This window comes from Veillonella sp. (genome assembly GCF_018364065.1).
In the GTDB taxonomy this organism is placed as follows: Bacteria; Bacillota; Negativicutes; order Veillonellales; family Veillonellaceae; genus Veillonella_A.
Genome location: NZ_JAGZMO010000011.1, coordinates 16,486 through 42,751, shown reverse-complemented (window position 1 = coordinate 42,751; position 26,266 = coordinate 16,486). Strand labels below are relative to the sequence as shown.

Genomic DNA, 26,266 nt, shown 5'->3' with positions numbered 1-26,266 from the left:
TCTATGAAACGGCCTACCGTTTATAAAGTATCAGCAGTTTTACTTTTTCTATCCCTCATCGGCTACATTGCGTACCAACAGGCACAAATCGACGAGTTGGCCACCCGCGTGTACGGACAATATAATATGAGTGACTCCGACAGCTTCGGCTATCGCATCTCAAACCTGGAGCATATTATCAACGACCACACCGCTCGTATTAAGGTCTTGGAGAAACAGGTTTGGACATTGCAGAAGCAAAACAATGCCCTTCAGTGGCGCATTATGCAATTGGAGTGGCTTCATCCTGAACTGACCGTACCGGCCACCAAGGTGCTCAATCCGGACGCGAAGATGACCGACTTCGATCCGAATCCGCAAAATGTACCGAGTCCGCTGCAAAAAGGGGAATCCATTTTCCAGAATGATGGAGAGTAGCAGACCGGGCGAGATAAAAGTAAACATAGAAATCATATACGAAATTAACTACTAGACGTTTAAACACAAACAACGTATTAGAATAAAAAAGGAACAGCCAAGGCTGTTCCTTTTTGTTTTAGCTTGAAAGCTCAATATTTGCTTCAATAGTTACTTCATTTACTTCAACATTTACTTCATTTGCTTCAACAGTTACTTCATTTACTCAATGCGGTCTTTCAATATTTCCCCCTCATGGTTTCGCTCATTATTTACGCATAATATCGAGGTGTAAGAACCAGTACTTTCTCCCGCCCGTCTTCTTCCGGGAATAAATCTCTGCAATCCACCACAGCGTCCACATCCAAGTTGACATGATTCAATAAGAGCGCTTCTGTTTCTTCATTGGGGTAATAGAAAAACAGCTGCATATCGCGAGGGCTGCGATACAAAGAGTCAAATATTTGTGCCAGCACGCGTTTTAATGTGTGTAAGGAAAATGGATTGAAGAAGAAACACCGGTCCGCCTTATCCGGCACTTCATAGGTTTCCGCATCACCGAGCACAAAGGAAACACGGCCGCCCGATGTGGCACTTTCTTTATTCTCCAGCGCCTTTTCCCACAGGCGCTGATCATATTCAATTCCGATAGCCTGACAGCGCGTCTCATAGGCGAGGAAAAAGCTTACACGCCCCTTGCCGCTGCCATAATCGAGCAGCAGATTCCGCTTGCCAATATATCCGGCCTGTGCCACGCGTTGTAAGACGCAGTAATCCGTTGGCTCATAGGGATGGTGTTCACTGTCCGACTGGCTGTCATCGCGGCCGGCCGTCTTAATCCCCAGCAACCGTTCCCATTCTTGTTCGTCCATTGTATACTCCTTTAAAAAACTTAACTCATCTTATTATACACGGTAAGAAACGCAAAAGACAGACCGCATACCTTCGTATGGGTCTGTCTTTATTTTATGAATCACCTATCGTCGTCAATTTATACCGTCACCCGCTTGGTTAGCACAAACCTTTTCGTCGCTTATAATGGTTTTCTAACTACATCAATCACTGTCCCGTCACGGTATTCAACGATAGCCACCACGTCTTCAGGGTCTTCGCTGACTTTCACCGTTTCAGGTTTGCCTACCAAATCATAGGCCATTTGCTGTAGTTCTTCAATGGTATAGATTGGCAATGTAGAGTCTTTGAACCGTTCAATTAAGTCCGGACGGGCCGGATTAATAGCGATGCCTCGTTCTGTAACGAGCACATCCACCGATTCGCCCGGTGTAATAACTGTCTGCACATGATCGACTACCATTGGCAAACGCCCGCGAATGAGCGGACAGGTAATAACGGTGCACTTGGCCCCGGCCGCCGTATCGCTATGACCGCCGGACGCACCCATCAAAATACCGTTCGAATCCGTCATACAGTTTACATTGTAGTCCAGATCAATTTCCGTGGCCCCTAAGAACACCACATCCAAGTAGTTCGTCATATTATCGGTCCAAGGGTTGGCGTACATGGAGGCGGAAATTTCCACATGCCCTTGATTATGTGCCAAGGATCCGGCCGCTACTGTATCAAAAGACTGTGTATCGTAAATGGCTTTAATCAGTCCTTTTTCCAGAAGACCGGTTAAAATACCGGTTGCGCCGCCAATGCCGAAGCCCGCCGTAATCTGATTAGCCTCTAAGGCTTCGCCAATATACTTTGCCACAGTCAGCGAAGCTCCGCCGGCGCCAAGCTGGAAGGAGAAGCCTTCCTTAATAATGCCTGCTTCATTGAGGAACTGACCCGCCAAGGCTGCAATCTTTTGCTGCACCGGACTGCGGGCAAAACCGATTGCTCCGGACGCAATCCCCTCTGCATCGCCAATTTCATCGACTACCACTACATAGTCTACATCAGTTTGTGGAACAGACGGATTATACACATAATCTACCAAGTTATCCGTAATGGCTACGGTCTTATCTGCATAATGTGCATCCACGATGGCGTAGCCAAGGGAGCCGCAGGCGGACTTGCCTTCACGGCCGGTAAAATTACCGCGGCGATCGCATGTAGGCGCGCCCATAAAGGCCACGTCAATGTGCACTTCGCCGCATTCAATGGCCCGCGCCCGGCCACCGTGAGAACGAATCACCAAAGGTCGTTTCAAAGCTTTCGGATGCATGGTCAAATAACGGCCTAATTTATCGCGCACGCCGGATGTTTCAAGGGCTGTTACGGTACCGTCTTCAATATAGTCAATGAGAAAATCCTGGCAAGGACTTAAGGAACTGGCCGCAATGGTAAGGTCTTTAATCTGTTTAGCCTTAATGCGTTCCATAACAAGCTTCATTACATAGTCGCCATTTCTAAAATGATGATGGAAGGAAATTGTCATACCGTCTTTCAAGCCCGTCTTTTCAATGGCTTCATCGATGGAGGCCACGACTTTATCTGCACCGCCGGAAGGATAGGCTGTCAAGGTTCGGCCTTTACGATGAGACGCGCCCAATTCAGTCGGCGTCGTTTCAAAAGCCCCTTCAAATACTTTATAGTCTTTCAAAGCCGGCAATTCCATTGGTATGTCACGTTGTACTTTATTCAGCATGGCCATTACCTCCTTCCATAGCGCCCTTAACTTCGTTCTGTTTATCTTTGCCTTCAGATTGTGTGCCTTCAACGTCAGTCTGTTTATCTTTCGCTTCATTTTGGGACTCTTCAACGCCAGACTGTGCCGTTTTTACTTCATCACGCTGCAACACCACTCTGATGCCTGCGGCGCGCGCCTTATCCACCGTGCGTTCCGCGCGGATTACGATAGGGCGGTCAATCATTTTACCGTCTACGGCCAATACGCCTTTATTATGCTTAATGGAATCATCATACGCATTCAGCACGCGTACGGAGTATTCAATATCGGCTGCACTCGGCGTAAATACAGAATGTACGAGACCGATTTGACTCGGATGGATACAGGATTTACCGTCAAAACCCAAGGCCTTAATGTATTGCACTTCTTCCAAGAAGCCTTCCGTATCTTTCACATCGGAGAATACCGTATCGATACAACGAATACCGGCTTCACGAGCGGCCAACAGAATCGTCTGACGGGCCAAGGTAAGTTCTACGGCCGGTTTCGATTTTCCTGTGCGCAGATCGGCACGATAATCTTCAGCCCCTAATGCTATACCTACCACACGCGGTGCATGGCAAATTTCACGTACATTGTAAAGGCCTTTTACGGATTCGATGGCAACGATAATATTAATCGTCCCTGCAGGCCAGCCCTGTTCTTTTTCCACCGCTTCAATCTTACGCGCCACCAGTTCTACTTCGCTCACGTCTTCTGTCTTTGGCAAACGAATAAGATTTGGCTTTGCCGGAACAATCACGTCCAAATCATCTAAGCCGTACGGCGTCTGTGTAGGATGGTTAATACGTACCACTGTTTCAGAACGGAATTTCATGTGTTTCAACATTTCCGCCACTAAGAGACGGGCCGAGTCTTTTTCATTGATGTAAATGGAGTCTTCAATGTCGAACATGAGGCTGTCTGCACCATAAATATCGGCGCTGTTCAGCATCTTCGGCGTATTGCCCGGCACGAACATCATGCTGCGGGAGAGACGTTCTTTCGCTTTCGCCGTTAATTCGTTGTCACTATTAATAACACCGGCCGCTGTATTTGCATTCGCCGCACTCACTACAGCCGTACTTTGTGCCGCATCAGCAACACCGGTATTTTCGTTTTCATCATTACGTGCAGCCCGTTCCAATGCAGCCAATACACGAGCTTTTATAGTATAGTCCCATGCGGCCTGGTCCTGTGCAATTACTTTAACTCCATCATAGCCGGCATCAGCAACAGTACGACGAATAAGTTCTTCCATATGTTTCCCATATTGGGCATACACTTTCGAAGTGAGTTCCACTTCAATGCCTGATGCGACAGGTTCTACAGTAACGAGTACATCCTGTTTTTCATCAAAACCTGCCACAGCTTGTTTCAATATTTGTTTCATAGGCCCTCCTTAAATTAGAAACTTTATTATTGTACCTTTATTATTGTGAATTTATTATTGTATCTTTATGATTGTAAGCCTATTATTGTAGCTTGATTATAGTAATTCTATGATTGCTGCTCTATTATAGTACCTTTATTATGGTTCACATTTCGATATATCTATATTTTTAATATACAATAACAGCCAATCTCTTTACAAGATTATTATACGCCGTCCCCTTCTTGATTCATAATAAAAAGGAATTATAGGGCCTATAAAAAAACTGACCGCCGGCGCACCAACCGGAATTCATCGGTTGGCCTGCCTTGCGGTCAGCTTCGTTGCACTGCATGTGCCCATCTCGGTACAGCACACAGCTTTCATTGTATTCTTCGTTCATATATTTTCACGAGAAGAACCGTCAGTCCCCTTAGGCTTACGCCTTAGTAACGTTACTTAAGTTCATCACTTTATATTCTTTGTAATATTCTTCCAAGAAGTCAATAAAGGTCTTAACTGCAATCAGTTTCGTGCTGATTTCGCTGTAGTAAAGATACGTGTTGCGCACAATAGGAGCCCCATCTTTATGGCGCAGCGGTTCCATATACAAATCGTCCCCCATGAAACTGCCCAGTCCTAAATACGGCAAAATCGCCCAGCCCAATCCTTCACGCACGAACTGCCGACAGGTCATCATGGAGTCCAGCTCCATCGTGGCCGTATAATCAGGCGGCAAATTCTCATAGCACCAATTTGTAATAATCATGGCAATGGAAGGATCAGTACGATATTGAATTAATGGAATATTGACTAAGTCTGTTACATCTACTTTTTCTTTATACACTAAACAATATGGTTCTTCAAATAGAGGCTTCGCATCATCGCTCAAAACCCCTTCGCCGCGTGCAATGGCAACCATTACTTCGCCGGCATTAAACATTTTTTTTACCTGAGCACTATAGCCGGTCTTAACTTTAATATGAATCTTCGGGTACCGCTTGGAAAAAATTTTTAATAGTTTTGGCAACTGATAATCAGCAAAGTTTATGGATGATGCCAAGGTTAAAGTCCCCTGAATTTCCCCATTCATTTCTCCCATAGTCTGCTTCAGCTGCTCCAACTCGGTGAGCATATGCTGGCAGTACGTATAATATAATTCGCCCTGCGGTGTAAGCACAATACCTTCATTGGTGCGAATTAACAGGGGATAACCCATAGTCATTTCCATCTGGCGCAGGCGATAACTCAACGCCGGTTGCGACAAAAAAAGCTTATCTGCCGCCTTGGTAATGTTGCCTTCCCCAACTACGGTAACAAACGTTTGCCAATCTCGTTCATCCATGTCAACCACATCTCCTTTATGAATATTTCACGCCCTTATCACCTTTTCCCTAACAATAAATTAACCATCCCCTAAAATACCTCATGCAAACCTAACCTATTATTTCACAAACTGTTTATAAATGGTGCATTTGTTTGTGAAAAATAGGGACTTCGAAAAGTCCCTATTCATGTTCTTATATATAGTTTACCAATTTTGGCAAATTCAGGCAATTATGACTTGATTTGTTATGTTACTTCGATTTAACGAATTTAGACCTTAAAACAAGCCCTTTTCACACAAAAAAGACCGGATTTTATATCCGGTCTTTTGCTCTTATTTCTATGAATTTCAGTCGCGTCGGAAGAAGCGAAGTAAGGAAAGGAACAAATTGATAAAGTCTAAATACAGCATTAATGCGCCAATTAGCTCAATGCGTTCCAACACACTTTCATCTTCCATAACAACTTCAGTTAAAATTCCTTTGATGCGATTTACATCAACAGCGGTAAAGATGGCAAAGATAATTACGCCTAAAAACCCGATGAGTAAATTGCCGCGGCCGTCAAAGAAGAATGCGCTCAACAGACTTACGATGATAAGCCCTATTACTGCGGCAAACAGATAGTTCGTCCAGCTTGATAAGTCGCGCTTCGTAGTGGCTCCGATAACAGCGAACGCTGCGAAGAAGCCCAAAGTGCCCATAAAGGCATAGAAGAATGCATCCGTTCCGTACACCAGGCTGAGCACGGCCAATGTGAGACCATTCAAAATGGAGTACACGAAGAACATCGTCTTCAGGCCGGTCAGGCTCGCCGACGTTTGACGGGCTGAAAAAAGAAATACAACGCCAATTTCAATAAAAAGAATAACTTTGTAGTTATTAACCGCCATCTGCAGCCAATCACTATTGAGTAATGCGCCTAAGAGCACAAGAAATGTGGTCAACACGCCCCAACCCATCCAAAGCATGGAGTTGCGCAGTTTTCGGTTGACGATTTGCGATACTACGGATTGATCGACATTCACCGGTGTTGAATAATTCATAAAGACCTCCTTGGTTACGTTTGTCAATGTGGTATCCCCGGTCACGGGAAATTCCGCCTGCAATTATACAGGCGGAACCGAGTAAGTGCCCTATTTAGCTTTTATAACCTGAGCGAGCAGGCTTAAGTGACAGTTATGTGTTAATTAACGGGCGTTGGCAATGCCTTCAAATACTTTGCCGCGGGAACCGTCAACAGTTACTACGTCACCGTTTTTAAGTTTTGTTTCAGGATCTGTTACACCTAATACAACAGGAATACCATAATTAATACCTGCAATAGCAGTAGCGGATGTGAAACCGTCCTCTACTGCAATTATGCCGCCTGCTGTTTTTGCCAGAGGCATAATTTCAGGTTCTAAGGAACGAACGACTAAAATGTCGCCGTCACGGAAGTTTGCCTTAGCTTTTGCCGCATCATAAGCGAAGCATACACGGCCTGTAGCGGACCCTTTGCCTACGCCGTTACCTTTCAATACCGCTTTGCCTACTACATGTACACGAACCATGTTGGTAGTACCGGATGCGCCGGAAGGTACGCCGGCAGTAATAACAACTAAGTCGCCGGACTCAATTTTGCCTTCTGCCAAAGAGCAGGAGATAGCACTGTGTACCATTTCGTCGGAATTGGCATATGGTGCACTCTTAACGGCCTGTACGCCCCAGAACAATTGCACGCGGCGAATTGTTTCTTCATGAGGAGTTACAGCAATGATTGGTGCAGTCGGTCTGTTGCGAGCAATGCTCATAGCCGTTTTACCACTTTCAGTACAAGTAATAACAGCTGCCGCACCGAGGCTCTTAGCCACTGTTACAGTAGCCTCACTGATAGCGTCTGTAGTTTGTACATCATCACCTTCAACGATGTCTACGTGATGATCAATGTTGCAATACAAGGCGGAACATTCTGTTACTTCCGCAATGCGCGCCATAGTTTGTACGGCTTCTACCGGATATTTACCGCCTGCTGTTTCGCCGGACAACATAACTGCATCAGTGCCGTCTAAAATCGCATTGGCCACGTCGGATGCTTCTGCACGTGTAGGACGTGGGTTCTGTGTCATGGATTCCAACATCTGAGTAGCTGTAATAACCGGTTTGCTTGCTTTATTACATTTGCTGATCATCATTTTTTGAAGTACAGGTACTTCTTCCGCAGGAATTTCTACGCCCAAGTCGCCACGAGCAACCATAAGGCCGTCGGACATGCGTAAAATATCGTCAAGATTGTTAAGACCTTCTTCATTTTCGATTTTGGAAATGATCTTAATATCTGTGCCTTCTTCTTCTAAAATGCGGCGAATAGCAACTACGTCAGTACCGCGCTGCATGAAGGAAGCCGCTACATAGTCAACGCCCATGCGGCAGCCGAAACGCAAGTCTTCCTTATCGTTTTCGGATACAGGAGGCAAGCTGAGCGGAACGCCCGGAACAGCTACACGTTTACGGTCGCTCATAGGACCGCTGTTCTGAATCGTTGTATAAATTTCAGTGCCTTCAATTTTATCAACAGTCAATGTTACAAGACCGTCAGATAAAAGTATTTGGCAACCTACTTTTACGTCATCTACAAGGCCTTTGTGGTTAACGGAGGAAATTGTTTCGTCCCCTTCCACATCGCGCATAGTAAGAATAAATTGTTTGCCTGCTTCAAGCATTACTTTGCCGTTCTTAAATAGGCCAAGGCGAATTTCAGGACCTTTTGTATCGAGCATTAAGGCTACCGGAATGCCGGTGTTCTTTGAAGCTTCACGCACTGCGTTCATACGTTTAGTGTGTTCATCATAACTGCCGTGTGAAAAGTTAAAACGTGCTACGTTCATGCCGGCTTTCAGCATATTTTCCAACACACCCGGTGCATCAGTGCTTGGACCAATGGTACATACAATTTTAGTTCGTTTCATAATAGATTCCTCTCTTAAAGCAATAATTGCGCTGTATTTTATGTATCCCTCATAAAATAATCTAAAGCAAACAATACACTTTATGTATATCTATCCCTTTATACTAGTCATTATACAATAATGGCCTACACGATTTCCACACTATCAGGACCTAAAATCTTTTCAATTTCATTGCAAATTTTTGTTCCTGGAGTGAAATAGTATGCCTTAGCCACGCCCATCCGCTTCTTTTGGCGGTGCAAATAGAACACAACCGGCACATTACCTTCCGCCGGAATGAGGAGTTCTTTCAACTTCGCACTGGCTTCCGCCGTATCATAACCGGGGCGAATATGTATGATAATACCTTTTGCCTGGTCATAGGCACGCTTGAGCGGCCCGATCTGGTCCGCAATAATCTGCACACCCTTTTCATCCGCATCAATACGGCCCGTTACGCGCACCGCCATATCCACGGCGAGCCATGCCTGACTGCGCTGATATGCCTGTGGGAACACTACAATATTGGCAGACCCGGAAAAATCTTCCAGGCGAATAATTGACATTATATCATTACGGCGCGTAATTTTATCCGTCTTGTCCACGATTAAACCGCCCATAGTCACCTTCTGCTTATCATATTGTTCCGGATTGTCGTGCAGTCGGCCCAATTCAAAGAGCGTACTCAGCTCATCTTCGTAAGCTTCAAGGGGGTGTCCCGTAATATAAAAGCCCGTATATTCTTTTTCGTCACGCAACTTTTCCTCAGTCGGCAAATCTTCCACATCAGGAATATGTAAGGTTTGCGACTCATCTTCCACATCATCGCCGAAAAGGCTCATTGTGCCCAAGGCCTGATCCTTTTGATACTTCTGACCGATTTGCTGCGCCTGTTCATACACTTGAAGAAGCTGATTGCGATTTTCCTTAAAACTGTCCATAGCACCACAGCGAATCAAACTTTCCAAGAGGCGTTTATTCACCACTTTGGACTCAACGCGCTTACAAAAATCCACAATCGACGTGTAAAGTCCGTTTACATGACGCTCAATGAGGAGCTTTTCAATAGCATTGTCGCCGGCGCTCTTTACGCCGCCCAAACCGAAACGAATCGCTCCGTCCTGCACGGCAAAGTTCTGTTCCCCATAGTTAATGTCAGGACCCAGCACCTTTACATTGTGCTTCTTGCAGTCATTAATATAGTACGTCAGCTTGTCCACATTGGTCATAAAGCTTGTCATGGTGGCCGCCATGAATTCAGGATAATAATGCGCCTTCAAGTACGCCGTCTGATACGCAATGTAAGCGTACGCCGCACTGTGCGATTTATTAAAGCCGTAGCCCGCAAAGTATACCAACAGATCGAATACTTCATTGGCAATGCTTTCTTCAATATTATTCTTGCGCGCCCCTTCCACGAAGGACTGACGTTGCGCCTTCAAAACTTCTTCCTTCTTTTTCCCCATAGCACGGCGCATCAAATCCGCTTGGCCCAAGGAGAAACCGCCCATGGCGGACGCAATCTGCATAACCTGTTCCTGATACAGAATAACGCCGAACGTATCTTTCAGAATCGGTTGCAATAAAGGATGAAGGTATGTAATCTCCATTTCACCGTGGCGGCGTTTAATGAAATCTTCCACCATGCCGCTGCCCAGAGGACCAGGACGGTATAGCGCCACTAACGGAATGAGGTCTTCAAAATGCTCCGGCCGCAAATCCATAACCAGTTTGGTAATCCCTTCGGACTCCAGCTGGAACACGCCGGCCGTATCACCTTTCGACAGAATATCACAGGCAGCCTTGTCATCGAGAGGAATTTTATCCAGATCAATATCAATGCCGTGATTTTCCTTGATGAGTTTCAGCGCATCATCCATAACGGTAAGGGTGCGCAAACCCAAGAAGTCCATCTTTAAGAGGCCCAATTCTTCAATATTATCTTTATCGTATTGGGTAACAAAGCCGCTGTCGCCACCATTTTGGAGCGGCACATGTTCTTCAATCGGATCCGCCGAAATTACGACGCCCGCCGCATGGGTGGACGCATTACGAGCAATGCCTTCCAATTTTTGGCCGTAGTCAAACAGCTGTTTAACTTGAGGGTCTGTATCATATAAATGCTTCAGTTCTTTTCCCTTTAGAGCATCTTTTAATTTGATTTTCAGCTCATTGGGAATCATCTTGGCATACTTATTTACATCTTGAAGCGGCAAATCCATAACGCGGCCTACGTCGCGAATAACGGCTCGCGCCGCTTCTGTACCGAACGTAATAATCTGCGCCACCCGGTCCTGACCGTATTTACGGGTTACATAATCGATAGCCAGGTCACGTTTTACGTAGCAGAAGTCGATATCAATATCAGGCATGCTGATACGTTCCGGGTTCAGGAAGCGTTCGAAAAGCAAATCGTACTTGAGGGGATCCAAACCGGTAATGCCCAGCAAGTAGGCAACGACGGAACCGGCCGCACTGCCACGGCCCGGACCGACGAGGATGTCGTGTTCGCGGGCATAGCGTACATAGTCCCATACGATGAGGAAGTAATCGTCGAAGCCCATCTGGGCAATGACGGATAATTCATAGTCCAGTCTCTCCATCACATCGGGACGCGGTTCGGTTCCATATAAACGGGGAATCTCCCGTTCGCACAAATGGCGCAAATAGGACGATGCCGTTTCTCCTTCCGGTACATCGAAATGAGGCAAGTGATGTTCATTAAAGTTGAACACTACATTGCAGCGCTCCGCAATGGCCAGCGTATTTTCCATGGCGCCCGGAATATGACCGAACAAGGCGTCCATTTCATCGCCGCTCTTCATGTAGAACTGGTCATTTGGGAACTTTAAACGGTCTGTATCCGCCACCTTGGCACCCGTAGCAATACAAACTTTAATATCCTGCGCTTCCGCGTCTTCCTGCAATACATAATGGAAGTCATTGGATGCTACCAGGCCTACACCATACTCTTTGGACAACTGAATGAGCGCATCCTGCGCCTTCGCTTCCGCAGGGAGACCATGGTTCTGGATTTCCAGGAAGAAGTTATCTTTTCCGTAAATCTGAATGTATCGCTCTAAGGCCTTGCGTGCTCCATCCAAGTCATCCTGTAGTACATGTTGCGGAATTTCCCCTTGAATACAGGCGCTGAGCGCAATAATTCCCTTACTGTATTGGCCTAATAAATCGTGATCAACGCGAGGACGGCGATAGAAGCCTTCCGTAAAGCCGCGAGACACTATCTTCGTCAGATTCTGATACCCTTCCATAGTTTCCGCCAACAAGATTAAATGCTTCAATCGTTCATTCTTGCCGTTCTGCATTTCCTTCGTAAAGCGGCTTCCTTCGGTAACATACACTTCGCAGCCGATAATCGGTTTAATGCCCGCATCAACAGCTTCTTTATAAAATTTTATGGCACCGCACATATTACCGTGATCCGTAATCGCCAAGGCCGGCATGTTTAGCTCCTTGGCGCGCGCCACCATTTGATCCAGACGGCTGATGCCGTCTTGTAAACTATATTCAGTATGCCCATGTAAATGAACAAACGGTTTCATCATATGCCTCCAGTAAAAACTATAATCGTACATACATAATCCGGACATAAAAAGGACTGACGCAATGTCAGTCCTCTTCTTCATCAGTACTCAACATATAATTATTATATCATATGTTCGTTCGCTTTATTTAATTGTTTGTTCGCACGTTTATCGGAAATAATGATTCAGTTCATGGCGAATGTCTTTCCAGTTCGGCATGAACTGAGCCACTACGGCCCAAAACTGTGCGGAGTGGTTCGGATGAATCAAATGAGCGAACTCATGAATCATCACATATTCCAGAAAGCGCCGTGGTGCTCCCAGGAGCTGTTTGTTAATCATGATGCGTCCTGTCGCCGGCGAGCAGGAGCCCCAGCGGGTTTTCGCCTTGGCCACGCGGAAAGTGGGCCGCGGAATATCATAGCCCGCCGCGATATATCGTTCATACACATGGCCGCCTATGGTGAGTACCAAATCATGCATATACTGCTCAAGGAAGCGCACCAACAACTTCCCGCGCGCCGCAGTATCCATGGAATCTTTGGCATACATGTACAAATATTGCGGTGCATGTTCATCCCAACTTACATAGGGAACCTGACCGTTCGACAAGGCCATTACTTTTAACGTGACAACGTGGCCCAGAAGTCGCAACTTTTCACCGGATACATATTGCATCTGCCGCTGCTTCTCCCGAGGCTTATTACGCAAAAGTGCTTTTCGTATAAAATCCACATGGGAACGCACAAAATCGTTCACTGTTTCCACAGATGTTCTAAAAGGCACCGATACGGAAACGGTGCCTTCAGAATTGATGCGAAGATTCAAATTCTTAACCGATTTCCAGGTTACCTTATAGGGCACTTGTTTTTCATCGAAAAAGAGTGTGAACTCTTGCGTTATGTTGCCACGAGTTGTTTTACCAATTCGTGAACTATTCATATTATTTACTGTTCTTAGCCGCTTTAGCACGTGCAGCACGGTCAAGGATTGCTTTACGCATACGAATGCTCTTTGGCGTTACTTCAACCAATTCGTCATCGTTGATCCATTCTAAAGCTTGTTCTAAGCTGAAAATACGAGGTGGTACCAAGCGAACAGCTTCATCGGAGGAGCTGGAACGCATGTTGGTAACATGTTTTTTCTTACATGGGTTTACGTCCATATCAGTATCGCGGGCGTTTTCACCGATGATGCGGCCTGTGTATACAGGTTCGTTAGGTCCGATGAATAAAGTACCGCGGTCCTGAACAGAGTTCAAACCGTATGGTGTAGTTTCACCATCTTCAAAGGCTACGAGCGCGCCGCGTGTACGGCCAGGTACTTCACCTTTGAATGGAGCGTAACCGTGGAACACATGGTTCATAATACCGTTACCTTTAGTGCTGGTTAAGAACTGTGCACGGAACCCGATTAAGCCGCGGGCAGGAATGATGAATTCCATACGTAAGTAGCCGGCTAATTCAGTCATATTGATAAGTTCCGCTTTACGAGCGCCAAGGTTTTCCATAACGGTACCCATGAACTCTTGCGGTACGTCAATTGTTAAATATTCTAATGGTTCGCAGAGCTGATCGTTGATGCGTTTGTAAATTACGCGTGGTTTACCAACTTGTAATTCATAACCTTCACGGCGCATAGTTTCGATCAATACAGCCAAGTGCAATTCGCCACGGCCGGATACTTTGAAGGAATCCGGAGAATCAGTTTCTTCCACTTTCATGGACACGTTAGTCTGTACTTCTTTGAACAAACGGTCACGTAAATGACGGCTTGTTACGAATTCGCCTTCGCGACCTGCGAATGGGGAGTTGTTAACGGAGAACATCATGGATAATGTTGGTTCGTCAATTGTGATGGAAGGTAATGCTTCAGGGTTTTCCACGTCAGCTACAGTTTCGCCGATATTGATATCTTCAATACCTACGAATGCAGCGATGTCGCCCATAGCCACTTCATCAGTTTCTACACGGTTCAAACCGTTGTAAGTGTATACACGACCGATTTTAGCTTTACGAGTGCTTTCACCGTTCATGATTACAACTTGCTGACCGTTTTTCAAACGACCGCGCACTACACGACCTACGGCAATTTTACCTACATAATCATCATAGTCAAGTGTAGTTACCATGAATTGAAGCGGACCTTCAATGTCGCCCTGTGGTGCAGGAATTTCACGTAAAAGAGCTTCGAATAATGGCTGCATGTCTTTGCCTTCGTCATCCATGGATGCTTTAGCAATGCCGTCACGAGCGGACGCGTATACAACCGGGAAGTCTAACTGATCGTCATCTGCATCAAGTTCCATGAACAATTCAAGAACTTCATCTTCAACTTCATGTACGCGTTGGTCAGGACGGTCAATCTTGTTAATAACTACGATTGGCTTCAATTTCTGTTCCAAAGCTTTGCGAAGAACGTATTTAGTCTGAGGCATAGGACCTTCAAAAGCGTCTACTAAAAGAAGTACGCCGTCAACCATATTAAGAACACGTTCTACTTCGCCGCCGAAGTCAGCATGGCCCGGGGTGTCAACGATATTGATTTTTACGTCGTTGTGCATAACCGCCGTGTTTTTGGAAAGAATTGTAATCCCGCGTTCACGTTCCAAGTCATTGGAGTCCATAACGCGTTCCGCCACTTTTTCATTTGCTCTGAAAATATGGCTCTGCTTTAATAAGGCGTCCACCAAAGTTGTTTTACCATGGTCAACGTGTGCAATAATTGCTACATTACGAATATTTTCGCGAATCATGTAAGCCTCCCACATAGCTACTATTTATACAAATTTATGAATACTCTAAAAACATAGTTTTAATACTATCTTTATTCTCAAAGACAATAGTAAATTATAGCACAATAACATTCAATAGTCTACCGTATAATTACTTTTTTCAATCACTGCACACGTGGAAAATACCTTATTTACAGCCCTGTGTAAAAAATTGACCACCGGAACCGTATATTTTTGATTTTTTCTAACAACTTTCCAAAAATTCTTTCACTACCGGGTTCTGTTTCATGGCTTCCATTTCGTCCGCTGTAGGGATTTTAACCTTGTCCCGGTCTGTATTAACTAAGCATAAAAATCCTAAATAGTCCCCTTGGTTAGCGCGGAACTGATGCATGGTGTTGCTTGGAATTTCCACAAAATCGCCGGCCTTCACATCGGTTACCGTTTCCCCAAGCAAACATTGTCCTTTGCCGCGGAAGATCATAACCATATGTGTATGTTCATGATGCTCAATCGTGGAATATCCGCCCGGCTTTACTTCAAAATAACGGAACTGGCAGGGAATATCGAAGGCACCGTCAAAGAGAACTTGACGCGTTACGTCTTTAAAAGGGCTGCCGTCCTGTTTATACACCAGCGTATCCACCCCATCCCAAGTATAATTCTTGTCGTCAAATTTCTTAATCATCCGATCACTCCCAAAGTTCTTAGTACATTTACTTAACTGCCAAAATATCTTTACACTATGACTATACAAAAAAAACCGTTGCTATGCAACGGGTCTCTTAATTTTTATTATTTTACTGAGCCTACAGTAGCACCATGTGTGTGTGTAGCTTCAGAAACGGAAGCAACATCAAACCCGGTTGCATCAATTGCATCGGAAATAGCGTTAGCATTCACTTTGTTTGCATCATAGGAAACAGTTACGTCTTTGGATTCCAAGTTTACATCTACGGACATAACACCAGGTAAACCAAGAACAGCTGTTTTTACTGTATTTTCACAGTTGCTGCACATCATACCAGGAACATTGAAAACTTGACTATGTGCATGTTCAGTGCTGCCGCATCCACAATCTTTACACATACTAAAACCTCCTCAAATGGTTTCAAAAGCCCCGCTCACGGGGAATCTCTTTACTCAGCTTTATGTTTCTTTTCGTTTACTTCGCCGGCTTCTACATCAATTACTTCTGTTTTTGCCACGTCAGATACCTTTTCAGTCGTTTTTTTCTTATCACCACTTACGGCATCTTTAAATTCGTTGATTCCTTTGCCGATGGCTTTACCTACTTCAGGTAATTTGCCAGGACCGAAAACAACTAATGCAATAACTAAAACTAAAATTAATTCCTGTGTTCCGAAATTGAACATATGCGTCACCTCGTTCAGCTCTGTTCCTCTCGGCCGACGTCCTTCAACATCCTTAGTGTACCACAAGGTACGGGCGCTGGCTATAGAGTTACAATAGCGAATAATCAATCCAAATATTTGTATAACTCAAAGGGGGTATAGGTGTATCCTATAGGGGGTATGAGTAAAATTTCCATGTTACTGTACGCCCGTTGAAGCGCCTTTGCAGGTGTCCTGATTTTTCAAGATACCCCCATTTTTTACAATTGATTTCGTTGATACGAATCAGATAAATAAATTAAAAATTTATTTACGATTTTTAAATATGAGGCCTTTTTATACCTCATTATTTATTATTTTAGCTTTTTCGCCGCTTTATCAACATACCAGGTAACACTGTCCTGTGATAGAACTGCGCCCGGCAGCACGTGATCGATACGTTCCTGCCAGCTTTCTTCTTCATAATCCATACGTTGTCTTAACACACGGGATAAGGCCGTGGCTTTAGAGTCGCCCACAACGGTAAACCATACATGTTTAGCCTTTGCCAAGAACGAGAAGGTCATAGTAACGCGATTCCAAACTTTGCCGTCTGTAACCGGTGCGATCTTGCGATCCATTACATGTAAGGCCTGAGACTTCGAGAACAGAGATGCCGTATGACCGTCGTCACCGAGGCCAAGAAGCACTAAATCCAGCGAGTCTTTTTCACAGGCACGCAATACCATGTCCACTTCTTTTTCATAGGCATCTGCCGCTTCCTCTACAGTGCCGTCATTCGTTGGCACCGGATAATAATGGCGGCAAGCACTGAGATTACCGAACAAACGCTGCTCCGCACGGAAGAAGTTGTTGTCCGGATCGGTTTGTGGTACAAATCGCTCATCCACCCAGAGGAAGAAAATATTTTCCCAGTCCAATTCCTTGCGATATTCATCAGTGTTCAACAACTCAAATAAAGTATTTGGTGTTGTGCCGCCGGAAATGGCCACCACACAGGAGCCGGTAGCTTTAATTGTTTCCTTGGTGAAAGCGACAAACGCTTTCGCTACCTCTTCAGCCACCATCTGCGGTGTGTCAAAAATATGAATTAGATCTTGCGCCATGACAAGGTTCCTCCTTCTAATATCTCATTGGCTTCCTTAGGCCCTTCGCTGAAAGCCGGATAGAAGCAAAGCGGAACAGCATCAAGATTGTTTTCCCAAGCGTGTAACAATGGCATGAAGAGTTTCCACGAAGCTTCTACAGTATCGTTACGAACGAACAATGTCTGGTCGCCTAACAAGGCATCCAAGATAAGACGTTCATACGCATCCGGAATGTCTACGCCCTGCATAAAGTCACTGTAGGAGAAATCCATTTCCAATGTATTTACACAAAGCTTGGAGCCCGGAGACTTAACTTCGATAGATAAGCCCATGCCTTCATGAGGCTGCATACGCAACAATAAGACGTTCTGATTGAAGTCTTTTGGACGAATCGGTTTGAAAATAGAATGTGGAATCGGCTTAAAGGTAATTGCAATTTCACTGAGTTTCTTCGGTAAGCGTTTACCTGTACGCATGTAGAACGGAACGCCGCGCCAACGCCAGTTGTCGATGAACAACTTCAATGCCACATACGTTTCAGTCTGTGTACGAGGTGCCACGCCTTCTTCTTTGCGATAGCCTACAGCCGGTTTTTCCGGATCTACGGATTCCACATATTGGCCGCGCACGGAAATATTGCCCAAGTCCTGTCCTTCCAATGGACGGATAGAGGAAATAAGTTTTGCAATTTCATCGCGATACGCATCGGCTTCGAATACGGCCGGCGGTTCCATAGCGATGAGGGACAACATCTGAATCATGTGATTCTGGAACATGTCGCGCAACGCACCGGCTTTGTCGTAGTAGCCTGCACGTTTTTCAACGCCCAATTCTTCCGCTACCGTAATTTCCACTTTTTCAATATATGTGTGATTCCACAATGGTTCAAAAATCGCATTGGCAAAGCGGAGCATCAAGATGTTCTGTACTGTTTCTTTGCCGAGGTAATGGTCAATACGATATGTCTGAGATTCTTTAATGTATTTCTTCAGTGCTTTGTCCAATTCAACGGCACTGTCCAAATCATGACCGAACGGTTTTTCAATGATAACGCGGGACCAGCCCTTGTCTTCTTCTAATAAGCCTTCGTCATAAAGTCCTTTTACAATTGGTTCAAACATGGTTGGCGGCATCGCCAGGTAGAACAAAGCGTTATGCTCTGTACCATGTTCTTCTGTAACGCGATCTAACTCTTCGTCCAGACGCTTGAATGTGTCAGCTTCTGTATATTGACCGGCTACATAGGAAAAGCGTTCTACGAAGGAGTCCACTTCGTTGCCCTGCCCCTTTAAGGCTTCGCGTACTTCGTCCTGAAACTCTTCGTTGGTCATAGCCGTACGGGCTACGCCGATTACCGCAAAATGTTCCGGCAATAGATTTCGTTTGTATAAAGCAAAAATGGCCGGCAACAACTTACGTTTTGTCAAATCACCGGATGCGCCGAAGATAACAATGGCGCCCGGGCCCGGAGCCGCATCAATGCAAAGCTGCTCGCGGTAATTATATGAAACTGTCATTGGTCCTGCACTCATAGGTTCTGATCTCCTATACTTTTCTCAAAATAAATCTAACCATAATAGTATAACTTTATCATAGCATAAGCGGCCCTTCATGTCATCTATAAGCCGTCAGGTAGAAAATGAAATTTGTATGATATAAAACACTGCATCTGCAATACATCATTTCCCCGTTTCGCATAAAATAATACATAGTGTTTATTCTAAATCATTAAATAGTGTTTATTATAAAACAAAGCCGGGCCTGCAGCGAAAATTTCGCCACGGGCCCGACCTGTAATTGCTATATTACTTAGCACTATTATTCTTCTTATGATTTAACCCCTTAGACGCTAACCACTGTTCCGCCAAGTCGGCTAACTGCTGATTATTTTTATTAGCCATGAGGAAGTGGTCATTGCCGGTAATGCCGATGTCAGGCAAATGCACGATAGTCGCATCACCGCCGTGACGATTTACGGCATCAACGAATTGTTTCGCCATTTCATACTCTGTACGCCATTTATCCGGACCGGCATCTGCTACCTTATGATCAGGAATGAAGTCGCCATAGTACAGAATGATCGGCATCTTAGTCAATTTTAAGAAGTCTTCCATTGGAATGCCCATGGCAGATGCGCCCAATGCAGGGAATGTAGCATCGCTTGGTTTCGGCATTTCTGTTTCAGGGAAGAGGAATGGAGTTCCGCCCGGTTCGTAAGAGATGATTGCTTTCACGTTATCCGTTCTCAGCGGTGTACGCCAACCGATAGTACCGCCCATGGAGTGAGTTACTAAAATGGATGGTCCAATTTCATCGAATAATTCAGCCAAGGCATCAGCATTCACATCATTATCCAATTCGCCGGCACCAATTGTCCAAGAGCGTTGGAATTGATTGTAACTATCAGGCCCTTCAGGGAATTGAGAGCCTTCCCATAATTTCGGTTGGTCGTTTTCATCAAAATAGCCTACGCGGGACAGCATGAATAAGGTGTGGTCGCCGTAGAGCGGATTGTCAGACCAGGCTTCGCCTTCCTTCTTCGGTTTCGTAGATATTGCGGCTTCCCCGCTGCGTGGCTGGTCAATCAAATATACACTGAAGCCTTTGCGAAGGAAAATGTTTTGGAACCCGTCACGGCCGTCAGGTGTAGTTTCCCATGTACGTTTCGACTGGGCTCCACCATGTTGGAATACCATAGGATATTCATTGGCATTTACAGGAATTTGGTAAAACACATACGCATGGTCCCCATAAGCAGATTGCCCTTGCGGTGATACGAAATTTTCCTGTGTAAACATACCATCATGATGTACTACACTGCCGCCTACGGCATAACTTCCTTGTGTTTCCAGTACAATCGGCTCTGCGGCCTGCACGCCACCCCATAATAAAGTAGCACTTAACACAGAATTAATAACTAAATTCTTAATACGTCGTTTCATACGTTCCCCTTTCTGGTAACTATACAGCCTATGGCCATATAGTTACAATCATACAATTACTTCTTTACATGTTGTTTAATCCATTGCTCTACATGAGCTGCCACTTCATCACTGTTTTTATCTTGGAAAATAAAGTGTTCGTGTTAAGGATTTAACAGTTTTTTTAGTCCGGACGATGAATGCCTACTCTTTCATTAATATACACGGTACCATCTTCCAAAAGATTTAAAATAAAGTCTGCAATTGCCTGACGAGATACATCATGTCCTTCGAATGGCTGGCCTTTACGGGAAATGGTAAATTCCGTAGTACCGTTATCGAACCAACCCGGACGAATTACTGTATATTGTAAGCCCGATGCTTCCACCACATCAGCCCCTTCACGGTATGTCTGTAACACCGGATTGTGCTCCAAGTTACCGTTGCTGCCGATTCGGGCAGGGATTTCATTGTAAATCCCCATGGAAGAAATGAAGATAATACGTTCTAAACCGACTTTCTTCATAGCCCCTACAATCGCTTTAGCCATAGCCCCCAAGTCACCGGTCAAGGCTACAACTACTGCCGTAACGTCTTCCATAGCGTCCACTAATTCAGCTTCGTTATATACATTGCCGCTAATTGCTGTTTCACGACTGTCATCAACAGCGATGCGGCCTGCCTGACGGGAGAATAAAACCAATTCCCAATCAGTACGCTCCAATAGGGTATCTCTTACTTTGCGACCGATAGAACCGGTGGCACCAATAATCAAAATTTTTTCTTTCATATCATATTTCCTCTCAAAATTTTTTCTAATATTTTCTAACAAAAATTACTTTTAATTTAAGCTATCAAGCTTTCCTCTTGATGATTTCAGTATAGGCTATTATAATAAAATTATCCAATTGATTAACTTTATTATTAATAAAATAATTATATCATTTAGAGGGATATGTATGAATACTAAACAAATTGACTGTGTCCTCGAATTAGCAAATACATTGAATTTTAATCGGGCCGCAGAGAATCTCTTCATTACACAACCTGCCTTATCGTATCAGATTAAGTCCTTAGAAGCGGAAGTGGGCTTCCAAATTTTTCTACGTTCCGGCAAAGGGGCTGCGCTCACGCTTGCAGGCGAGCGATTCTGCGAAGACCTGCGTATAATGCGCGCCGATTTGAGGCGGACCATTGAAACATGTCGCAATTTCAGTCAGGACTACAATGACGTTATCCGCATCTGCCTTCCGTACCGTACAACTTTATTAGCCTTACCGGACGCTATTAAAACATTCAATCAAATATATCCGGATATTTTTGTCGATGTAACAATTGATGCTGGGCCTCAAAGTTATGCCGACTTTCTTCAATACAAGTATGATGTGTTCTTCGCCATCCAATCATTTCTAACACCCCATACTGAGGTTAAAGAGCACAAACTATATGACAGTCATATTTATCTGGTCGTCAATCAAAATGATGAGTTAGCCAATCTTGACGTGGCTGACTATGAACATTTAAAAGGGCGCACCTTGTTAGTGGGCGGCGGGAGCCCTAAAGAATTGCAAAAAGCGCAACGCACTGCCGTCAATTTGCTGAACATTCCAACCTTGACCAGCGAAACACATGAAACGACCCTCATCAATATTGCGTCCAACCGGGCTGTCTGCCTCATTCCGGGCCTGCTCAACGATTACAGCCATGAGTTCGTGTGGATTCCATTTGAAAGCGCCGGCACCATTCCCTGTGTCCTTTGCACCCGTAAGGACAATACGAAGGAAAGCCTCCCTACATTCATCGAAATTCTGCAGTCCTATTATAAGGAAAACGCCCCTTATGCTGTTGTTTAATTCATAGAGATATGAGCTTAAGCTTCACAAAGTTTTTTATTCACTCTATAGTTTATGCACTTGCCATAAGGATACTGCATTCAAGTTAGCAAACGAAAAGAGCCTTACCACATCAGTGGCAAGGCTCTTTTTTATTTCCGGCTATTTATTATCTATTGGCTAGTTATCTATTCGCTGATTATCTACTCATTTTTTTATCTAATCATTTGTTGTCTACTTGCTCAAGCTTTCAACGCCATCAACGAGTTCATCCGCGTCCGGTTCATCATGTCGCTGCCGTATGCTTGCAAAGATAGCACCGGAGATGTTATGCCATACGCTGAAAATAGCGCCCGGCAAGGTAGCCAGCGGATTCATGGCGAAATGAAGTGCGGCCAGTGAAACGGCAAGTCCGCTGTTCTGCATGCCCACTTCGATGGCGATGGCCGTAGCTTTCGGATAAGTAACCTTCAGCAATTTCCCTGCTGTAAGTCCCAATGTCATGCCGATGAGATTGTGTAAAATCACCACAGCCAGCACTAAAAGACCGGCAGAGAAAATTTTATCCACGTTCACCGAGATAATACCGGCGATGAGAAGCACGATGGCAATGGACGAGACTAAAGGCATAATCGTAATCAACGACTTCAATCGTTCGCCCATATAGTGATGAATGAAAATACCGACTAATACAGGTAAAAGCACGATTTTAACGACGGACATAACCATGGCCCAGAACTGAATGGTAATCCAGGTACCGCCGAGCATAAAAATCAGGAACGGTGTAATGACCGGCGCCAGCAAGGTGGACACGATGGTCATCCCTACCGATAAAGGCACGTCCCCTTTCGCAATGTAGGTGATTACATTGCTGGCCGTACCGCCTGGACAACAGCCTACTAAAATTACGCCGATGGCAATATCTGTAGGCAGCTGCAGCGCCTTACACAGCAGGAATGCAGTTAAGGGCATGATGGTGTATTGCAACAGTACGCCGCCCAACAATACTTCTTTCGGCTTAGCCAACACGATTTTAAAATCCCGTGCCTTAATAGAAAGGCCCATGCCGAACATGGCAATACCTAAGAAGGTGGCCGTATAGTTTACGGTCCAGCTGAATACGCCCGGCGTTACACAGGCCCATAAAGAAAACAGAATAATGATAGCTCCAATGTATTTCGTAACGGCCCCGGTAATTCGTTCAGCCATCGGAAGTGACGCTTTCGTTGTTTGTTTCATGCGCCGCTCCTATTCCCCGTCCTGCCCGGCCGGATTAAAACTGAAGTTATCGATTAAACGGGTCTTGCCGATTTTCACAGCCATCGCAACCAATACAGGGCGGTCCACAATGGCCACATCTTCCATGGAAAGAGCATCAACCACTTTTAAGTATTCAATCCGGGCCAACGGTTCTTTCTGAATAATCGCTTCCATACCTGCGATCAATTCAGCCGCTTTCATTTGCGGTTTTATATGATCCTGTCCGTAGAAAATGCTGCGGCTCAAGCACAATGCGGCCTCCCGCTCTTCCGGCGACAAATAGGTATTGCGTGATGATTTGGCCAAGCCGTCTTCTTCGCGTATAATCGGACAGCCTACAATCTGCACCGGCACATTCAAGTCTTCCACCATTTTACGTACAATGGCCAATTGCTGCGCATCTTTTTCACCAAAGTACGCCTTATCCGGTGTGACAATGTTGAACAACTTCATAACCACCGTACACACACCATGGAAATGTACAGGACGCGTTACGCCACAGAGATGATCATTAAGATCTTTCACCACAAGGGATACTTTAGGATTCTTGTACATTTCATCCGGCGTAGGATGGAACATAAGATGTGCTCCTACGGATTCACATAAATCGGCATCGCGCTTTTCATCTCGCGGATAGGTGCTCAAATCCTCTGTGGGTCCAAATTGTACAGGATTTACAAAGGTGGACACCACGACGCGGTCATTCTCCGCTACGGCGCGTTTTATAAGGGACGCATGACCTTCGTGCAAATATCCCATGGTTGGCACGAGTCCCACCGTCATGCCGGCTTTGCGCCATTCTCTTACCTGATTTCGTACATCATCAACAGTTCTTACAATATTCATTTTACCTAATCCTTTCGTTGTTTGTGTATGTGAAGATAGTTCTGCTCTGACAACACAATTACTTCATATCAGCTAACAAACCATGCTTCTCATAGTTCGTTAATCGGGCAATTCTATTCTTCTCATCCACAAATACGACGGACGGTTTATGTGTTTCTATTTCCTCCTCGTTTACTTGAGCATAGGCCATAATAATCACTGTGTCCCCCGTACAGGCACAGCGGGCCGCCGCTCCATTCAGACAAATGACACCACTGTTCGGTTCCCCGCAAATGGTATAAGTCTGAAAACGTTCTCCATTGTTTACATTTACAATATCTACTTTCTGGTATTCGTAGATACCGGCCGCTTTCAATAATTCTGAATCGACCGTAATACTTCCTACATAATCAAGTGCCGCCTGAGTCACCGTAGCGCGATGAATCTTCCCGGCTAATACTTCACGAATCATCTGTTTCTCCTTTACATAAAAAAACGGTGTTCGAGGAATTTCCATCGAACACCGATTACATGCAATATAAGCCTCCGCCGCAATATGAATATCCATAAGATTACTCTTCGCCGCGCAGGGTTATGGTCAGTTGTTTACATGAAGCATTGTGTGTCAGATAGAGTATAGTTTCAACAGAATACTATCTCCCACTGCACTATACCATAAAACACACATTATATCCACCCATAATTGTCCATTGGCTCTTTCCGTTGCACTTTGGGTGAAGATTTTTATATAAATACTAGTCCAAATATATAGTTTAAATTATCTGGTTCAAATATATGGTTCAACTATATGGTTTAAATTATCTAGTTTAAATTTAACAACCTCTTATATCTTCGGTTATGACTTATTCTGCGTTTACACGCTCTGTAAATATTTTCATACTCATTAAAGAGGCTCCATGTTCAGCTATAATTAAAAGCGCCAAAGGCCACATGCTATGACCGCCGCCGATCCCTACTAAAGGCGATGCTACAGCACCGGCCAAGAAGGAAATAACTCCTAAGAGGCCTGAAGCACTGCCGGATACACCTTTATGTGCGTTCATAGCCGATGAAAAGCTGAGAGGTAAGGTAATGCCGCAGCTGAAAATTAACAAGACCAAAGCAATCATAATAAACCAAGGTGATTCAGGTTGAATGCAAGCTAATACGGCGATGAAGAGTCCGATGACTACACCGGCTATATTACCGGCCCATAAAATAGCATGTTCTCCCAGGCTTTGACTGAGTCGTCCAAAAATCTGAGCGCCTAAAGCTAATGCGGCGGAACCGATACCGAAGAAAATACTGAATTCCGTAGGCGTAAATCCATACATGCCTTCCATAATAAACGGAGAGGCGCCGATATAACCAAATAAGCCCATCGATGCAAAGCCCTGAACTAATAAATAACCGCGATACGATTCATTCTGCCAAAGGGCCTTCATATTTTGAACTGAGCTTTTCAAGCCCCCTTCCACACGTGCTTCCGGTGGTAACGTTTCCGGTAAACCGGCCAAAGTCCAAATGGCCCCCAGCACGCCGCAAGCGGTGAGGAGAAGGAAAATGGCTTCCCAACCGGCATAGGTAAGAATAATACCACCTAGGACCGGCCCGCCAATCGGTACGATGGATGTAATCAGTACCAAGAGAGAAATAAAGCGCGTCAGCTCATGCCCTGTATGTGTATCCCCCGCAATAGAGCGGCTCAATACGATACAGCCGGCGCCTGCCAAACCTTGAACAAAACGCCATAGTAGAAATAAAGGCAGTGATGTGGCGGTGCCACATAAAAAAGAAGCCAACCCAAAGCCGATAAATGATACCATAACCGGTTTTCGTCGGCCCACTTCATCACTCCAAGGCCCTACGAGCACCTGACCTAAAGCTAAACCTATAAAACAGGCTGTCAAACTGAGCTGACCGCCTGATGCTGTTGTTCCCAAATCATGGGCAATTTCCGGCAATCCGGGCAGATAAATATCCGTACTTAACGGCCCGATTGATGCCATAAATGCGATCAATACAATCACGAGTTTATTCATGAATCATCACCTCTCTTTCATAATAAA

General features: G+C 44.9%; 22 protein-coding genes. 2 read left to right on the top strand and 20 right to left on the bottom strand.

From position 1 onward, the window contains the following. Window positions 1-3 precede the first annotated feature (3 nt). Complete coding sequence (locus KHZ77_RS09315; protein ID WP_295198257.1) at window positions 4-417, top strand: DUF1202 family protein; 414 nt, start codon at window positions 4-6, stop codon at window positions 415-417. A 251-nt stretch (window positions 418-668) separates the two neighbouring features. Here the strand turns inward: KHZ77_RS09315 and KHZ77_RS09310 are convergent, their stop codons facing one another. The 16 genes from KHZ77_RS09310 to KHZ77_RS09235 form a co-directional block, all read right to left on the bottom strand. Next, window positions 669-1,268 (bottom strand): class I SAM-dependent methyltransferase, encoded by a 600-nt coding sequence (locus KHZ77_RS09310; RefSeq protein ID WP_295198254.1) that lies wholly within the window; start codon window positions 1,266-1,268, stop codon window positions 669-671. Between the two features lie 161 nt (window positions 1,269-1,429). Continuing rightward, a complete protein-coding gene (gene citF, locus KHZ77_RS09305) occupies window positions 1,430-2,992 on the bottom strand; it encodes a citrate lyase subunit alpha (RefSeq protein WP_295198251.1) in 1,563 nt (520 codons plus the stop codon). Continuing rightward, a complete protein-coding gene (locus KHZ77_RS09300; RefSeq protein ID WP_295198248.1) occupies window positions 2,982-4,406 on the bottom strand; it encodes an aldolase/citrate lyase family protein in 1,425 nt (474 codons plus the stop codon). The genes citF and KHZ77_RS09300 overlap by 11 nt, the downstream gene beginning before the upstream one ends. A 418-nt stretch (window positions 4,407-4,824) precedes the next feature. Next, window positions 4,825-5,730, bottom strand: a complete 906-nt coding sequence (locus KHZ77_RS09295) for a LysR family transcriptional regulator (RefSeq protein ID WP_295198245.1) — start codon at window positions 5,728-5,730, stop codon at window positions 4,825-4,827. Window positions 5,731-6,060: 330 nt separating this feature from the next. Beyond that, window positions 6,061-6,756, bottom strand: coding sequence for a Bax inhibitor-1/YccA family protein (locus tag KHZ77_RS09290; protein ID WP_295198242.1), 696 nt, complete (start codon window positions 6,754-6,756; stop codon window positions 6,061-6,063). A 144-nt stretch (window positions 6,757-6,900) separates the two neighbouring features. After that, the gene (pyk, locus tag KHZ77_RS09285) at window positions 6,901-8,658 is read right to left on the bottom strand and encodes a pyruvate kinase (RefSeq protein WP_295198241.1); all 1,758 of its coding nucleotides are present in this window, start codon (window positions 8,656-8,658) and stop codon (window positions 6,901-6,903) included. 125 nt (window positions 8,659-8,783) lie between these two features. Beyond that, window positions 8,784-12,200 (bottom strand): DNA polymerase III subunit alpha, encoded by a 3,417-nt coding sequence (locus tag KHZ77_RS09280; protein ID WP_295198239.1) that lies wholly within the window; start codon window positions 12,198-12,200, stop codon window positions 8,784-8,786. A gap of 150 nt (window positions 12,201-12,350) precedes the next feature. Beyond that, window positions 12,351-13,124 (bottom strand): SprT family zinc-dependent metalloprotease, encoded by a 774-nt coding sequence (locus tag KHZ77_RS09275; protein WP_295198236.1) that lies wholly within the window; start codon window positions 13,122-13,124, stop codon window positions 12,351-12,353. Between the two features lies 1 nt (window position 13,125). After that, window positions 13,126-14,937 carry a translational GTPase TypA gene (typA, locus tag KHZ77_RS09270; RefSeq protein ID WP_295198233.1) on the bottom strand — a complete coding sequence of 604 codons (1,812 nt, stop codon included), beginning with the start codon at window positions 14,935-14,937 and terminating at the stop codon, window positions 13,126-13,128. Window positions 14,938-15,160: 223 nt separating this feature from the next. After that, window positions 15,161-15,604, bottom strand: coding sequence for a cupin domain-containing protein (locus KHZ77_RS09265; protein ID WP_295198231.1), 444 nt, complete (start codon window positions 15,602-15,604; stop codon window positions 15,161-15,163). 107 nt (window positions 15,605-15,711) lie between these two features. Further along, window positions 15,712-16,005, bottom strand: a complete 294-nt coding sequence (locus KHZ77_RS09260; RefSeq protein WP_295198229.1) for a heavy-metal-associated domain-containing protein — start codon at window positions 16,003-16,005, stop codon at window positions 15,712-15,714. A 50-nt stretch (window positions 16,006-16,055) separates the two neighbouring features. Next, window positions 16,056-16,292 (bottom strand): twin-arginine translocase TatA/TatE family subunit, encoded by a 237-nt coding sequence (gene tatA, locus KHZ77_RS09255; protein ID WP_295198227.1) that lies wholly within the window; start codon window positions 16,290-16,292, stop codon window positions 16,056-16,058. A gap of 332 nt (window positions 16,293-16,624) precedes the next feature. After that, entirely contained in the window at window positions 16,625-17,377 is a 753-nt protein-coding gene (gene pgl, locus KHZ77_RS09250) for a 6-phosphogluconolactonase (protein WP_295198224.1), read from the bottom strand. After that, window positions 17,362-18,891: a glucose-6-phosphate dehydrogenase gene (gene zwf / locus KHZ77_RS09245; RefSeq protein ID WP_295198223.1), complete on the bottom strand. Its 1,530-nt coding sequence runs from the start codon at window positions 18,889-18,891 to the stop codon at window positions 17,362-17,364. The genes pgl and zwf overlap by 16 nt, the downstream gene beginning before the upstream one ends. Window positions 18,892-19,164: 273 nt before the next feature. Next, window positions 19,165-20,301, bottom strand: a complete 1,137-nt coding sequence (locus tag KHZ77_RS09240; RefSeq protein WP_295198221.1) for an alpha/beta fold hydrolase — start codon at window positions 20,299-20,301, stop codon at window positions 19,165-19,167. A 163-nt stretch (window positions 20,302-20,464) separates the two neighbouring features. Beyond that, window positions 20,465-21,070, bottom strand: coding sequence for an NAD(P)H-binding protein (locus KHZ77_RS09235; protein WP_295198220.1), 606 nt, complete (start codon window positions 21,068-21,070; stop codon window positions 20,465-20,467). Between the two features lie 169 nt (window positions 21,071-21,239). Between KHZ77_RS09235 and KHZ77_RS09230 the strand changes: the two genes are divergently transcribed. Further along, the gene (locus KHZ77_RS09230; protein WP_295198219.1) at window positions 21,240-22,133 is read left to right on the top strand and encodes a LysR family transcriptional regulator; all 894 of its coding nucleotides are present in this window, start codon (window positions 21,240-21,242) and stop codon (window positions 22,131-22,133) included. Between the two features lie 213 nt (window positions 22,134-22,346). On the opposite strand, the gene KHZ77_RS09225 is transcribed toward KHZ77_RS09230, so the two are convergent. From KHZ77_RS09225 to KHZ77_RS09210, 4 genes are all read right to left on the bottom strand, one after another. Continuing rightward, window positions 22,347-23,351, bottom strand: a complete 1,005-nt coding sequence (locus KHZ77_RS09225; protein ID WP_295198216.1) for a bile acid:sodium symporter family protein — start codon at window positions 23,349-23,351, stop codon at window positions 22,347-22,349. 9 nt (window positions 23,352-23,360) lie between these two features. Then, window positions 23,361-24,218 carry a pantoate--beta-alanine ligase gene (panC, locus tag KHZ77_RS09220; RefSeq protein WP_295198213.1) on the bottom strand — a complete coding sequence of 286 codons (858 nt, stop codon included), beginning with the start codon at window positions 24,216-24,218 and terminating at the stop codon, window positions 23,361-23,363. 58 nt (window positions 24,219-24,276) lie between these two features. Beyond that, entirely contained in the window at window positions 24,277-24,669 is a 393-nt protein-coding gene (gene panD / locus KHZ77_RS09215; protein ID WP_295198316.1) for an aspartate 1-decarboxylase, read from the bottom strand. A gap of 391 nt (window positions 24,670-25,060) precedes the next feature. Next, window positions 25,061-26,239, bottom strand: a complete 1,179-nt coding sequence (locus KHZ77_RS09210; RefSeq protein WP_295198211.1) for a multidrug effflux MFS transporter — start codon at window positions 26,237-26,239, stop codon at window positions 25,061-25,063. Between the last annotated feature and the right edge of the window lie 27 nt (window positions 26,240-26,266).

Coding starts and splice junctions, on each gene's coding strand:
- KHZ77_RS09315 (WP_295198257.1), top strand. CDS start 4: ATGAAACGGCCTACCGTTTATAAAGTATCAGCAGTTTTACTTTTTCTA.
- KHZ77_RS09310 (WP_295198254.1), bottom strand. CDS start 1,268: ATGGACGAACAAGAATGGGAACGGTTGCTGGGGATTAAGACGGCCGGC.
- citF (WP_295198251.1), bottom strand. CDS start 2,992: ATGCTGAATAAAGTACAACGTGACATACCAATGGAATTGCCGGCTTTG.
- KHZ77_RS09300 (WP_295198248.1), bottom strand. CDS start 4,406: ATGAAACAAATATTGAAACAAGCTGTGGCAGGTTTTGATGAAAAACAG.
- KHZ77_RS09295 (WP_295198245.1), bottom strand. CDS start 5,730: ATGGATGAACGAGATTGGCAAACGTTTGTTACCGTAGTTGGGGAAGGC.
- KHZ77_RS09290 (WP_295198242.1), bottom strand. CDS start 6,756: ATGAATTATTCAACACCGGTGAATGTCGATCAATCCGTAGTATCGCAA.
- pyk (WP_295198241.1), bottom strand. CDS start 8,658: ATGAAACGAACTAAAATTGTATGTACCATTGGTCCAAGCACTGATGCA.
- KHZ77_RS09280 (WP_295198239.1), bottom strand. CDS start 12,200: ATGAAACCGTTTGTTCATTTACATGGGCATACTGAATATAGTTTACAA.
- KHZ77_RS09275 (WP_295198236.1), bottom strand. CDS start 13,124: ATGAATAGTTCACGAATTGGTAAAACAACTCGTGGCAACATAACGCAA.
- typA (WP_295198233.1), bottom strand. CDS start 14,937: ATGATTCGCGAAAATATTCGTAATGTAGCAATTATTGCACACGTTGAC.
- KHZ77_RS09265 (WP_295198231.1), bottom strand. CDS start 15,604: ATGATTAAGAAATTTGACGACAAGAATTATACTTGGGATGGGGTGGAT.
- KHZ77_RS09260 (WP_295198229.1), bottom strand. CDS start 16,005: ATGTGTAAAGATTGTGGATGCGGCAGCACTGAACATGCACATAGTCAA.
- tatA (WP_295198227.1), bottom strand. CDS start 16,292: ATGTTCAATTTCGGAACACAGGAATTAATTTTAGTTTTAGTTATTGCA.
- pgl (WP_295198224.1), bottom strand. CDS start 17,377: ATGGCGCAAGATCTAATTCATATTTTTGACACACCGCAGATGGTGGCT.
- zwf (WP_295198223.1), bottom strand. CDS start 18,891: ATGAGTGCAGGACCAATGACAGTTTCATATAATTACCGCGAGCAGCTT.
- KHZ77_RS09240 (WP_295198221.1), bottom strand. CDS start 20,301: ATGAAACGACGTATTAAGAATTTAGTTATTAATTCTGTGTTAAGTGCT.
- KHZ77_RS09235 (WP_295198220.1), bottom strand. CDS start 21,070: ATGAAAGAAAAAATTTTGATTATTGGTGCCACCGGTTCTATCGGTCGC.
- KHZ77_RS09230 (WP_295198219.1), top strand. CDS start 21,240: ATGAATACTAAACAAATTGACTGTGTCCTCGAATTAGCAAATACATTG.
- KHZ77_RS09225 (WP_295198216.1), bottom strand. CDS start 23,351: ATGAAACAAACAACGAAAGCGTCACTTCCGATGGCTGAACGAATTACC.
- panC (WP_295198213.1), bottom strand. CDS start 24,218: ATGAATATTGTAAGAACTGTTGATGATGTACGAAATCAGGTAAGAGAA.
- panD (WP_295198316.1), bottom strand. CDS start 24,669: ATGATTCGTGAAGTATTAGCCGGGAAGATTCATCGCGCTACGGTGACT.
- KHZ77_RS09210 (WP_295198211.1), bottom strand. CDS start 26,239: ATGAATAAACTCGTGATTGTATTGATCGCATTTATGGCATCAATCGGG.